Origin of the sequence: Mesorhizobium marinum (genome assembly GCF_040813675.1) — a bacterium.
Classification (GTDB): Bacteria; Pseudomonadota; Alphaproteobacteria; order Rhizobiales; family Rhizobiaceae; genus Mesorhizobium_K; species Mesorhizobium_K marinum.
On sequence record NZ_JBFOCI010000001.1, the window covers coordinates 1,130,763 to 1,142,867 of the forward strand.

General features: G+C 66.2%; 12 protein-coding genes and 1 tRNA gene. 7 read left to right on the forward strand and 6 right to left on the reverse strand.

Annotated features, from left to right (window positions below):
• Positions 1 to 44: 44 nt before the first annotated feature.
• On the reverse strand, positions 45 to 3,878 hold the full coding sequence (locus tag ABUE31_RS05440; protein WP_367722472.1) for a vitamin B12-dependent ribonucleotide reductase: 3,834 nt from the start codon (positions 3,876 to 3,878) through the stop codon (positions 45 to 47).
• Between the two features lie 681 nt (positions 3,879 to 4,559).
• On the opposite strand from ABUE31_RS05440, the gene ABUE31_RS05445 reads away from it, so the two are divergent.
• Together ABUE31_RS05445 and ABUE31_RS05450 are read left to right on the forward strand one after the other, a co-directional pair.
• Positions 4,560 to 4,799 carry a hypothetical protein gene (locus ABUE31_RS05445; protein WP_367722473.1) on the forward strand — a complete coding sequence of 80 codons (240 nt, stop codon included), beginning with the start codon at positions 4,560 to 4,562 and terminating at the stop codon, positions 4,797 to 4,799.
• Between the two features lie 108 nt (positions 4,800 to 4,907).
• On the forward strand, positions 4,908 to 5,669 hold the full coding sequence (locus ABUE31_RS05450; protein WP_367722474.1) for a GGDEF domain-containing protein: 762 nt from the start codon (positions 4,908 to 4,910) through the stop codon (positions 5,667 to 5,669).
• A 13-nt stretch (positions 5,670 to 5,682) separates the two neighbouring features.
• Here the strand turns inward: ABUE31_RS05450 and ABUE31_RS05455 are convergent, their stop codons facing one another.
• The 4 genes from ABUE31_RS05455 to ABUE31_RS05470 all read right to left on the reverse strand — a co-directional run bounded on the left by ABUE31_RS05455 (position 5,683) and on the right by ABUE31_RS05470 (position 8,648).
• Positions 5,683 to 6,165: an NUDIX hydrolase gene (locus tag ABUE31_RS05455; protein ID WP_367722475.1), complete on the reverse strand. Its 483-nt coding sequence runs from the start codon at positions 6,163 to 6,165 to the stop codon at positions 5,683 to 5,685.
• A 205-nt stretch (positions 6,166 to 6,370) separates the two neighbouring features.
• Complete coding sequence (gene gpt, locus ABUE31_RS05460; RefSeq protein ID WP_367722476.1) at positions 6,371 to 6,868, reverse strand: xanthine phosphoribosyltransferase; 498 nt, start codon at positions 6,866 to 6,868, stop codon at positions 6,371 to 6,373.
• A 97-nt stretch (positions 6,869 to 6,965) separates the two neighbouring features.
• The gene (locus ABUE31_RS05465) at positions 6,966 to 7,790 is read right to left on the reverse strand and encodes a universal stress protein (RefSeq protein WP_367722477.1); all 825 of its coding nucleotides are present in this window, start codon (positions 7,788 to 7,790) and stop codon (positions 6,966 to 6,968) included.
• A gap of 120 nt (positions 7,791 to 7,910) precedes the next feature.
• Positions 7,911 to 8,648: a competence/damage-inducible protein A gene (locus ABUE31_RS05470; protein ID WP_367722478.1), complete on the reverse strand. Its 738-nt coding sequence runs from the start codon at positions 8,646 to 8,648 to the stop codon at positions 7,911 to 7,913.
• Between the two features lie 170 nt (positions 8,649 to 8,818).
• Between ABUE31_RS05470 and wrbA the strand changes: the two genes are divergently transcribed.
• The 5 genes from wrbA to ABUE31_RS05495 all read left to right on the forward strand — a co-directional run bounded on the left by wrbA (position 8,819) and on the right by ABUE31_RS05495 (position 11,814).
• Positions 8,819 to 9,418: an NAD(P)H:quinone oxidoreductase gene (wrbA, locus tag ABUE31_RS05475; protein ID WP_367722479.1), complete on the forward strand. Its 600-nt coding sequence runs from the start codon at positions 8,819 to 8,821 to the stop codon at positions 9,416 to 9,418.
• A 99-nt stretch (positions 9,419 to 9,517) separates the two neighbouring features.
• The gene (locus ABUE31_RS05480; protein WP_367722480.1) at positions 9,518 to 10,477 is read left to right on the forward strand and encodes an alpha/beta fold hydrolase; all 960 of its coding nucleotides are present in this window, start codon (positions 9,518 to 9,520) and stop codon (positions 10,475 to 10,477) included.
• 112 nt (positions 10,478 to 10,589) lie between these two features.
• A complete protein-coding gene (locus tag ABUE31_RS05485) occupies positions 10,590 to 10,808 on the forward strand; it encodes a hypothetical protein (RefSeq protein WP_367722481.1) in 219 nt (72 codons plus the stop codon).
• Positions 10,809 to 10,874: 66 nt separating this feature from the next.
• A tRNA-Leu gene (locus ABUE31_RS05490) sits at positions 10,875 to 10,959 on the forward strand.
• Between the two features lie 88 nt (positions 10,960 to 11,047).
• Positions 11,048 to 11,814 (forward strand): IS5 family transposase gene (locus ABUE31_RS05495; protein ID WP_367722482.1). Its coding sequence is split into 2 segments (ribosomal slippage): positions 11,048 to 11,372 and positions 11,372 to 11,814, totalling 768 coding nucleotides; the frame shifts between segments, so codons are not numbered across the junction.
• 16 nt (positions 11,815 to 11,830) lie between these two features.
• Here ABUE31_RS05495 and ABUE31_RS05500 read toward each other — a convergent pair.
• A partial coding sequence (locus tag ABUE31_RS05500; protein WP_367722483.1) for an SEC-C metal-binding domain-containing protein occupies positions 11,831 to 12,105 on the reverse strand: 275 nt, incomplete at its 5' end.

A 12,105-nucleotide genomic window follows, 5' to 3' on the forward strand; every position in this document is an offset into this window, starting at 1 on the left:
TCCTCCTATTAGTGTTGCGTTGCAGTAGACCAATTATTGCTCTCTCAGCTGCACCCGCTCGTCGATCCGCAGGTGTCGCACTTCTCGCACGTCCCGTTCCGCACCATGGTGAAGTTGTGGCACTCGGAGCATTCGTTGCCGGTGTAGCCCTGCATCACCGCCTGGGCGCGGCGGGCGGAGGCTAGTTTTTTGGCGTCGGCGGCTTCCTGGGCGGCCGTGTCGGTGAAGAGTGCGGTGGCCGGCGAGGCGGCTTCGGCGGCTTCCTCCTCGGCGACGTCTTCCTCGAACTCCTTCACGCGCTCCTCGTAGTCGCGCTTGAAAGCGACCGCGCCGTCGGTGTCGGCGCGCACGGCGTGGGCGGCGGCCGTCTGCAGCGTGCGCACGTTGGAGCCGGCAAAGGCCGTCGGCGCGCTGCGGCCGGGCTGCGCGGGCTGGCCGCCGAAACCCTTGGGATCGGACGACTGGCCGAGGCTCGACACCAGCTTGACCGGCGAGGCGCCGCGATAGAGGCCCTTGGAGAAGGGCGTCGCCTTGCCCTCGTTGATGCCCTTGCCTAGCGAGGTGTTGGAGAAGTCCGACTGGTCGACATGGGCGAGGTCGTGGCGCTCCAGGTAGGAGACGGCGAGTTCGCGGAACACGTAGTCGAGGATCGACGTGGCGTTCTTGATGGCGTCGTTGCCGACGACCATGCCGGCCGGCTCGAACTTGGTGAAGGTGAAGGCCTCGACATATTCCTCCAGCGGCACGCCGTATTGCAGGCCGAGCGAGATGGCGATGGCGAAGTTGTTCATCATGGCGCGGAAGGCGGCGCCTTCCTTGTGCATGTCGATGAAGATCTCGCCGAGCCGCCCGTCGTCGAACTCGCCGGTGCGCAGGTAGACCTTGTGGCCGCCGATGACGGCCTTCTGGGTATAGCCCTTGCGGCGGTTCGGCAGCTTTTCGCGGTCGCGGTAGAGACGTTCCACCACGCGCTCGACGATCTTCTCGGTGACGGCGGCGGCGCGCGCGGCGGCGGGTGCGGCGACCAGCGCCTCGGCCGCGTCGTCGTCCTCCTCGTCGTCGTCGGAGATCAGCGAGGCGTTCAGCGGCTGCGACAGTTTCGAGCCGTCGCGATAGAGCGCGTTGGCCTTCAGCGCCAGCTTCCACGAGAGCATGTAGGCGTTCTTGCAGTCCTCGACGGTCGCTTCGTTCGGCATGTTGATGGTCTTGGAGATGGCGCCCGAGATGAACGGCTGGGCGGCCGCCATCATGCGGATGTGGCTTTCAACCGAGAGATAGCGCTTGCCGATCTTGCCACACGGGTTGGCGCAGTCGAACACCGGCAGGTGCTCAGCCTTCAGGTGCGGCGCGCCCTCGAGCGTCATGGCGCCGCAGACATGGATGTTGGCGGCCTCGATGTCCTTTTTGGAGAAGCCGAGCGCCGGCAGCATCTCGAAGGAGAAGTCGGACAACTGCTCGTCGGTGAAGCCGAAGGTCTCCTTCACCCAGTCGGCGCCGAGCGTCCACTGGTTGAACACGAATTTTATGTCGAAGGCCGAGGCGAGCGCGGCGTTGACGGCGGCGATCTTGTCGTCGGTGAAGCCTTTTGCCTTCAGCGCGCCGGGGTTGACGCCCGGCGCCTGGTTGAGGTTGCCGTGGCCGACCGCGTAGGCCTCGATCTCGGCGATCTCCGCCTCGCCGTAGCCGAGCGTGCGCAGCGCTTCCGGCACGGCGCGGTTGATGATCTTGAAGTAGCCGCCGCCGGCGAGCTTCTTGAACTTCACCAGCGCGAAGTCGGGCTCGATGCCGGTGGTGTCGCAGTCCATGACCAGGCCGATCGTGCCGGTCGGCGCGATCACGGTCGCCTGCGCGTTGCGGTAGCCGTGCTCCTCGCCGAGCTCGATGGCGCGGTCCCAGGCGGCCCTGGCGTGCTCGCCGAGCGCCTTCTGCTTCAAGTCGGCGTGGACGAGCGGCACCGGGTTGACCGACAGTTTTTCGTAGCCGTCCTTGTCGCCATAGGCGGCGCGGCGGTGGTTGCGCATCACGCGCAGCATCGAGTCCGCGTTCCTGTCGTAGTTCGGGAAGGCGCCGAGCTCGGCGGCCATCTCCGCCGACGTCGCATAGGACACGCCGGTCATGATCGCGGTGAGCGCGCCGCAGATGGCGCGGCCCTCGGCCGAATCGTAGGGGATGCCCGAGGTCATCAGGAGGCCGCCGATATTGGCGTAGCCGAGGCCGAGCGTGCGGTACTCGTAGGAGAGCTTTGCGATCTCCTTGGAGGGGAACTGCGCCATCATGACCGAGATTTCGAGCACCATGGTCCACAGGCGGACCGTGTGCTCATAGGCCTCGATGTCGATGGTGCCGTCGGCGTTGCGGTAGGGCAGGAGGTTGATCGACGCCAGGTTGCAGGCCGTGTCGTCGAGGAACATGTATTCCGAGCAAGGGTTGGAGCCGCGGATCGGGCCGCCGGCCGGCGAGGTGTGCCAGTCGTTCATCGTCGTGTTGTAGTGCAGGCCCGGGTCGGCCGACGCCCAGGCGGCGTAGCCGATCTTCTCCCAGAGGTCGCGCGCCTTCAGCGTCTTCATCGCCTTGCCGTCCTTGCGGGCGGTCAGCTTCCAGTCGCCGTCGGTCTCCACCGCGCGCAAAAAGTCGTCCTTGAGCGAGATCGAGTTGTTGGAGTTCTGGCCGGAGACGGTGAGGTAGGCCTCCGAATCCCAGTCGGTGTCGTAGGTCTTGAACTCGATCTGCGTGTAGCCCTGGCGCGCGAACTGGATGACGCGCTGGACGTAGTTTTCCGGCACGCCGTCACGCTTGGCGTCCTTGATGGCGCGCTTCAGCGCCGGGTTCTTGCCGGCGTCGTAGCAGTCGCCGTCCGGGCCGTCGCAGTTGACGCAGGCCTTCATCACGGCGGTCATGTGCTTCTTGACGATCTTGGAGCCGGTGACCAGCGAGGCGACCTTCTGCTCCTCGTTGACCTTCCAGTCGATGAAGGCCTCGATATCGGGATGGTCGGCGTCGACGATGACCATCTTTGCGGCGCGGCGCGTGGTGCCGCCCGACTTGATGGCGCCGGCGGCGCGGTCGCCGATCTTCAGGAAGGACATCAGGCCCGACGAGCGGCCGCCGCCCGACAGCCTCTCGCCTTCGCCGCGCAGATGCGAGAAGTTCGAGCCGGTGCCGGAACCGTATTTGAACAGGCGCGCCTCGCGCACCCACAGGTCCATGATGCCGCCCTCGTTGACGAGGTCGTCGCCGACCGACTGGATGAAGCAGGCGTGCGGCTGCGGATGCTCGTAGGCCGACTTCGACTTGGTGAGCTTGCCGGTGAAGGGGTCGACGTAATAGTGGCCCTGGCCGGGGCCGTCGATGCCGTAGGCCCAGTGCAGGCCGGTGTTGAACCACTGCGGCGAGTTCGGCGCGACGCGCTGGGTGGCGAGCATGTAGGAGAGCTCGTCCATGAAGGCGCGGGCGTCGTCCTCGGTCTTGAAGTAGCCGCCCTTCCAGCCCCAGTAGGTCCAGGTGCCGGCGAGGCGGGTGAAGACCTGGCGGGCGTCGCGCTCGGAACCGTAGCGCTCGGCCTCGGGCAGTTCGGCGAGCGCCGCCTCGTCGGCGACCGAGCGCCACAGGAAGGAGGGGACGCCGTTCTCCTCGACCTTCTTCAGGCGGGCGGGCACGCCGGCCTTGCGGAAATATTTCTGGGCGAGGATGTCGGCGGCGACCTGGGAGAACTGCGCGGGGACGTCGATGTCGTCGAGGCGGAAGACGATCGAGCCATCGGGATTCTTGATCTCCGACAGCGCCTTTCGGAACGCGATGTCGGCGTATGCGGCGCCACCCTTGTGCGCCTGGCTCGCGTTGTCCTGGCCTGCCCTGGTGAAGCGCCGCTCGATCTGCATGGTCCCGTGTCCCTTTGTCTATATCTAGCGTCTCTCAGGCGGACTTTCCCGTCAAATCCGCGCGGACGCACATCCGCCTTGCCGCCGCGTGAAAAGCGGCGACTTCCTCGTTCCCGCCGCCACCCGCCGCCATGCCGGTCAACTCCTTGAAGAGCCTCGCTTTCCGGCGCGCCGACGGACCCGGGAGGGATCCTCAAAACTGAAAACTTACCGATTCCCCGTTTCGGGGAAATCCACACTATCTAGCGTCGAGTTTGGCTGCAAACACTAAATATAGTGTTAACAGACTCTTTTTCAAACCCGGCGCCCCGTCCCCTTCAACCCCATGCACGTATCAAAAGGACAAGGCTGCCGATGGCCCCGCGAACCGCGGCCAGCCGTCAGAAACCTGTCAAATCTGGAAACTTGTTACCGGTCCGGAGTTCTTCCGGCCGCGCCCAAACAAGGAGCGCATGAGCCATAAAAAGCGACTCGCTCCGAACCGTCAAGGATTCGTTTCTGTAAGTTTTGTGACCCCAATATGTTGTGTGCCGGCTATGTGGATATCGGGGAGGAATCGCGTCGTGGCGACCGTACCTGTGCACGGCCGAAAGCGTCGCACCGCTCACGAAATCGTCATGTCCAGGCCCTACCGGACCGCGCATGCGGCTCCCTATCTCCCTGTCAGCAAGGAGACTGACGATGACCAGCGATCTGATCGGGTCCGGACCGCGCAACGAGACGACGGCCGGCGACGACGAACAGGACATTCCGGGCCAGCGTGGATTCGCCCGGCCGTTCCATGCGGCGCTCGACCTCGTGTCGGCCTGCCGCAGCCGGGTGGCGCTTGAAACAATGAGCGAGCGCGATCTCGACGACCTCGGGCTGTTGCCCTCCGAGGTCAGGTCCGACTTCATCCGCTGGGGTCTTGCGGCCGCCTGAGGGCCGCGACGGGCAGGGGCGAGGCGGCCGGACGGCCGGAACCATTCCTTAACCTCACGGTCCTAACCGTTGAGACGGTGGTGGTGCTGCGGGGTGGTGTAGGCAGCTGTGAATAGCATACGTGACTGGCTCGCGTCGTGGAGCCTGGCGTCGGTCAAGCGCGCGGCGCTGCTTTTTGCGATCGTCCTGATCGGCGTCGAAGCGATGGTCCTGACCTATTACTGGGGCGACGGGACCGAACAGCTGATGTTCGAACTCGCCATATCGGCGGTGATCACCACCACGGTCGGCGTCCCTGTCCTGCTCTATGTCGTGTCCCAGCATGAGCGGCTGCGCCAACTGTCCGAGCGGCTCGCCTATCTCAGTTCCACCGACCAGATGACGGGACTGCTCAATCGCCAGACGTTCGTCGAGCGCCTCGGCATGGAGTTCCGCAAGCCCGGCGGCGAGACCAGCCGCGGCGTCGTCGCCTATGTCGATGCCGACCATTTCAAGCGGCTGAACGACCGCTTCGGCCACCGGGTGGGCGACAGGGTGATCCAGCTGATCGCGCAGCACATCCGCGCCGTGACGCGGAGCGACGACCTGTGCGGGCGCCTGGGGGGCGAGGAATTCGGAATCTTCCTGGTTGGCGCCACCCTCGAGGAGGCCGGCGGCATCGCCGAACGGCTGAGGCGCGAGGTCAACGCCTGCGAAATCGAGGTCGATGTGCCCGGCGTTTCGGTTTCCGTGTCCATAGGCATTGCGGCCCACAGGCCCGGCGAGAGCGCGCTCGACACGATGCAGGCTGCCGACCGCAGCCTCTATGCGGCGAAAAACGAGGGCCGCAACGCGGTCGTCATCGAACTTCAGCGCTACCGGGCAGCCTAGGACGAAGGCGGTTTCAGGCGTATGCGCGGGGGCGCGCGCCGAATGCGGCAATCAGCCTGCAGAGATCCGGTTCGTTGATCATGCGCGCGGCTTCCTCGGGCTTGACCCACTTGCGCTTGCGCTGGCGCCTTTCCTTCCACTTGTCGGCGACGCGGTCGACTTCGAGCGGGAACACCAGCACTTCGCAGGGCACTTCCTCGCCTGACGACAGCACCTTGGCGTAGTAGTAGCGGCCAGCTTCGCGCCGCGCCACGGCGCCCGACAATCCCGCTTCCTCGCCAGCTTCGCGCGCGGCGGCGTCGGCCAGATCCTCGGCGCTTTCGGGCCAGCCCTTGGGAAGCACCCAGCGGCCGGTGTCGCGGCTGGTGATGAGCATGACTTCGACGCCCGCTTCGGTCGTGCGCCAGGGGAGGGCGGCCACCTGAATACGGCAGGGCGCCTTGCCGAACAGCCGGCGCACCCTTTCAACCAGATTGTAGTTCGTCAGAACGCTCATCAGCGCCAGCCGGGCAATGCCCATCCCCGATTCGTTTGCCGCCTTATTAATCCTAGGGCTAATTGTCGAGAATAGAAGTAAAAATTGTTCTCCAGATGTCACGAATCCAGCCCCGCTCCAGCCTCGGGGCGGGATCATTTCATCATGATTCGCCCGCCTGGATGTGACAGGCCGATGCGATCGGTTTCGGAAAAGTTGGCGCCGGTCAGCCGGCGTGATCGTCGGAGATCGGCTTCTGATAGGTGAAGCCCATGTCCCAGGGGAAATAGATCCAGGTGTCCTGGCTGACCTCGGTGACGAAGGTATCGACCAGAGGCCGACCCTTGGGCTTGGCGTAGACCGTGGCGAAATGCGCCTTGGGCAGCATGGCGCGGACGATGGCCGCGGTCTTGCCGGTGTCGGTCAGGTCGTCGAGGATGAGAACGTTCTCGCCGTCGTTCTCCATCAGGGCCGGCGTGATCTCCTTCAGAACGGCAAGCTCCCCCTGCGAAACGTAGTCGTGGTAGGAGGCGACACAGACCGTCTCGATCAGCCGGATGCCGAGTTCACGCGAGATGATGGCGGCAGGAACGAGGCCGCCCCTGGTGATGCAGACGATCGCCTTCCACTGACCGTTGACGCCAGCCAGCCGCCAGGCGAGGGCGCGCGCGTCGCGGTGGAACTGGTCCCAGGAAACGGGAAAGGCCTTTTCGGGAAGCGACATCGGCTGCACTCCGGCGGATTGGAATGCAGCCGGAATTAGCCGGGAATGGCGGCTCGTGGCAAGCCTTGCGCATGCCTGATCGCAGGTTTGTCCGCAGCTAACGCGACAGGAACGCCGTGACGGGCATGTCGTGCAGCACGGAGCGGGTGACGCCGCCGAACAGAAGCTGCTTCAGCCAGGAGTGGCTGTAGGCGCCGAGCACCAGCAGATCGGCGCCGGTCGCGGCGAGGCGGTTGCGAATGACGTCGTCCGTCGCCAGGCCGCCGGAAGCCTCGCTGTGGACCGACACATTGGCGCCGTGCCGCTCCAGCGCCGCGGCGATGTCGGCCCCAGCCTCGACCGCCGAAGGGCTTTCGGGCGGGTCGATGAGCAGGATCTCCACACCCTCGGCCTCGAGGATGAAGGGCAAGGCGTCGAAGGTCGCCCGCGACGCCTCGCGGCTGCCGTTCCAGGCGATGATGACGCGCCGGAACGAGGCCAGGCACGGGGCGTCCCTGGGGGTGACGAGGACGGGCCGGCCCGCTTCGTAGAGCAGGGCATCGACATCGGGGGAAGCGCCGTCGGGGCCGCCCTGCGAGGCGACCACGAGGTCGCAGCTGCGCGCGCTGGCGACGCCGGAATGGGCGCTGTCGCCGGAAAAGCTCTCGAGGCTTCGCCACTCGGCGCTGATGCCGGCGTCGGTCGTATGCTCCCGGAACATCGCCTCGATCTTCTTCGAACGTTCCTCGTTGATCTCGGTCGAGGCCTGAATGAACTCGGCATCGGGGAAGCCGATCGCCGAGGTGTAGGGGACCGGCAGCGCCTCGGCATGCAGGCCGATGAGATGCGCTTCGAAACGGGCGGCAAGCGCGCCGGCGCAATCACTGACGCGGGCGGCGTCCTCGAGGCTCTGCACAATGGCCAGAATGGTCTTGAACGGCATGGCTTCCTCCCAACGAAAGGTGCGCGCGCCTGAAAATGGATTGGTCCGCGCCGTTGCGCAAGTGGCGGCCGCCGAACGGGTGGCCGGCCAGGCGGCGCGGAATGTCGCGGCTGTCGTGCGCTATCGCGCCGGCAGCGCCGCCACCATCGCCTCGACCGCCTGCCGCGCCGCGTCGAGCGCGGCCTGGGTGCGGGCGCGCACCACCAGATCGGTCGAGAACGTCCCGTCGAGATATTTCGGGTAGGAGCCGATGATGGTGTCGGGATGGGCTTCCTGGATCTTCGCCAGCGGGCCGCCGATGATGCCTTCGCCGTGCGGGCAGGAAACGGTCGCCGAGCGCAGCCGGGTGCCGGTCTTCAGCGTCGGCACGACGTTGTCGAGCATGGCCTGGAAGATCGAGGGTACGCCGGCCATGACGTGGACGTTGCCGATCCTGAAGCCGGGCGCCACCGAGACGGGATTGTCGATGTGGTCGGCGCCGACCGGCATGCGCGCCATGCGCTTGCGGGCATCGTTGAACTCGATGTTGCGCGCCGCGTAGCTTTGCGCCAGCAGCGCCATCGCCTTCTCGTCGTAGTCGCAGGCGACGCCGAACGCCTTGGCCACCGAATCCGCGGTGATGTCGTCGTGGGTCGGGCCGATGCCGCCGGTGGTGAAGACGTAGTCGTAGCGATGGCGCAGCGCATTGACCGCGGCGATGATGTCGTCCTCGTCGTCGGCGACCACCCGGACTTCCTTCAGGTCGACGCCGATCGCCGTCATCATGTCGGCGAGGTGGCCGATGTTGCGGTCCTTGGTGCGGCCGGAGAGAATTTCGTCGCCGATGACGATCATGGCGGCGGTGACGATGTCGGGCATGCTGCGATCCTCGGGATCGCCGTGCATAGCGCGCCCGACGTTGCGCCGCAATGTTATCCCGATTGTGAACAATCCGTAGCCCGATAGGTGACTTTCATTGAACGATTGCCACCCTAGTTTCTCCTGGAGCGGCGCACCGGGCCCGCGACACCACGGACAGGAGACGAGACATGGCAAAGATACTGGCGCTCTACTATTCGAGCTGGGGCCACATGGAACAGATGGCCAGGGCGGCCGCCGAAGGCGCCAGGGAGGCCGGCGCCGATGTGACGGTCAAGCGGGTGAAGGAACTGGTTCCCGAGGAGGTCGCCAAGGCCGCCTACTACAAGCTCGACCAGGAGGCGCCGATCGCCGATCCGCTCGAGCTCGAGAACTATGACGGCTTCATCTTCGGCGTGTCGACGCGCTACGGCATGATGGCCGCGCAGCTGAAGAACTTCTTCGACCAGACCGGCCCGCTCTGGGCGAGGGGCGCGCTCATCAACAAGGTGGCGACCGTGATGTCGTCGACCGCGACCCAGCATGGCGGCCAGGAACTCGCCATCCTGACGACGCAGGCGTCGCTGCAACACCACGGGCTGATCATCGTGCCGCTGTCCTACGCCTACCAGGGGCAGTCGGGCGTCGACGTGGTGCGCGGCGGCTCGCCCTATGGCATGACGACCATGTCGGACTCCGACGGTTCGCGCCAACCCTCCGCGCAGGAGCTCGAGGGCGCGAAGTTCCAGGGCAAGCGGCTGGCCGAGATCACGATCAAGCTGCACGGCTGACGCCGCGCCGCGGCGCGGCGCCGATTCTCCCGCCGCATGCCGCTTGCCGAAACCGGGCAAGCGGCTAGTCTGCGGGCTCGCATCGTCCGCGGGAGAACCATGGCACCCCTGATCGGCTGGATGGCAGGCGCGCTGCTCGTTTCGGCGCTGCTCGCGGCAGGCTATTTCGTCCTGACGACGCGGCGGATCGCGGCGCGCGCCGAACGCACGGTTCCTCCCGCCGGCCGGTTCGTCGAGGCCGGCGGCAACCGCGTCCACTACGTCGATGCCGGCGAGGGACGCCCGATCGTCTTCGTGCACGGCCTCGGCGGCCAGCTCCACCATTTCCGGCACCCGACCTTTCCGCTGTTGCCGGGCTACCGGCTGATCGCGCTCGACCGGCCGGGCTCCGGCTATTCGGTGCGTTCGTCGCAAGCGACCGCGCGGCTGCCCGAACAGGCGCAGGCTGTCGCCGACTTCATCGTCGCGCTGGGGCTGGAGCGGCCGCTGGTCGTCGGCCACTCGCTGGGCGGCGCGGTGGCGCTGACGCTGGCGCTCGACCGTCCGGACCTCGTCTCGGGCGTCGTCGCGCTGGCGCCGCTGACGCATATGGAAGACGAGGTGCGGCCCGAATTCAGGGCGCTCTACATCAAGTCGCCGCTGAAACGCTGGCTGGTGGCGCAGACGACGGCCGTGCCGGCATCGATGAAATATGCGGCGCAGACGCTCGACTTCGTCTTCGGGCCGCAGAAATGGCCCGAGGACTATATCGTCGACGGCGGCGGCATGCTGGGGCTGAGGCCGAGCCATATCTATGCGACGTCGAGCGACATCGTGGCGATCGAGCAGGACCTGGGCGTCATCGAGAAACGCTACGGCGAGATCGCGATGCCCGCCGCCGCGATGTTCGGGACGGCGGACCGCGTGCTGGACTACCGCCGGCATGGGCTGGCGCTTCGCGACCAGATGCCGGGCCTCGACTTCGAACTGGTCGAGGGGCAGGGCCACATGCTGCAGTTCACGGCCGCGGAGCGGGTGGCAGCCCTGATCGAGCGGACCGCGGCGCGGGCTTTCGGGTAGCGCCGGCCGGCGCGATCGGATTCGGTTGATAGCCGCCTTCGCATCTGGCCAAGCCGGTCGAAGCGCGCTAGCCTGTGGCGTTCGCGCCATGCTGGGGAGCTTTGCTGCGTCCATGAAACGATATGTCGCCGTACAGGAGCCGACCTGTACGTGGGCGGTCTTCGATACGCTCGACGACGTGCCCGCGGAGATCGGCGGGGCCGTGCTCGTCGGACTTGAGAGGTCGGCGGCGCTGGACCTTGCCGCGTCCTGCAACGAGGACCGGGCCGAACGCCTGAAGCGGGCACGGGAGCGCGGCCATCTGCACCTGGTCGGCGGCACCGCCGCCTGAGCGCCGCCCGGGTCTTCCCCGGCCGGCCTTGACGCGAACGCCCGCGCACCCGAAAAGGCGGTCAGTGCGGACGTGGCGGAACCGGTAGACGCAAGGGACTTAAAATCCCTCGGAGCAATCCGTGCGGGTTCGATCCCCGCCGTCCGCACCATTTTGCCCCGGCGCCTAGGGCGCGTACTCAATAGGCCTTGCTGATTGGTCGCGGTGTTGATTCAAGGGTTCCGGAAGGAGGCCTTGAAATGGCGCGATACGATCTGAACGAGGCGGAGTGGCGGATTGTCGAGCCGCTACTTCCTGCGGCTGGCAAGGGTAAGCGTCGGGTTGACGACCGTCGGGTGGTCAACGGCATCTTCTATGTGCTGAGGACAGGATCGCCGTGGCGTGATCTGCCGGAACGGTATGGGCCATACACGACGGTCTACAACCGCTTCAATCGTTGGGCCAAGAAGGGGGTATGGCTCGGCCTGTTCGAGGCCCTGGCGGCCCAGTCGCCGCAGTCTCTTCACCTGATCGACTCGTCGATCGTGCGGGCCCACCAGCACGCAGCCGGTGGAAAAAAGGGGGTCCGGATCACGCCATCGGCCGTTCTCGTGGCGGACTGAGCACCAAGATCCATGCCGTCGTCGATCAAGACGGACTGCCGGTCCGGTTGTTGATCACGCCTGGGCAGGCGTCAGACAAGACCGCCGTGCCAGATCTTCTGGCGGGATTGCCGCCAGCTCGGGCGCTCGTCGCCGACCGTGGCTACGACAGCCGCGCCATCATCGATCTCGTCCGCAGGGCAGGCGGTGAGGCCCATATCCCGACCCAGAGCCGCGTCAAGGCCCAACGCTCCGTCGATCACGAACTCTACAGACGCCGCAACCTGGTCGAGCGCTTCTTCTGCAAGATCAAGCAGTTCCGGCGCATCGCCACTCGCTTCGAAAAGCACGCCACGAACTTCCTCGCCGCTGTCGCACTCGCTTCGGCTAGACTCTGGATGCGTTCAGTTGAGTCCACGCCCTAGGCGCGGCGCCCCCCGATCAGGTCGATCCGGTCCCGCCGCCATGTTCCCGGCGGAAGCGCCTGGTCATGCCGCAGCAACGGATGAAGACCTTGCCCGAACCGCAGGGGCACAAATCGTTCTTGCGCTTCTGCACGCTGGCGACCTTGGGCAGGATGAGGCCGGTGGGCACCAGCCAGGTCAGCAGCGCGGCGGCCTTCGAGGCGAGGCCGGGCACGACCATCCGCTTGCCGCGCCGGAAGCCGCGCCATGCGCTGGCGGCGACCTCGTCGGCGGTGAGGTCCGGAAGATAGC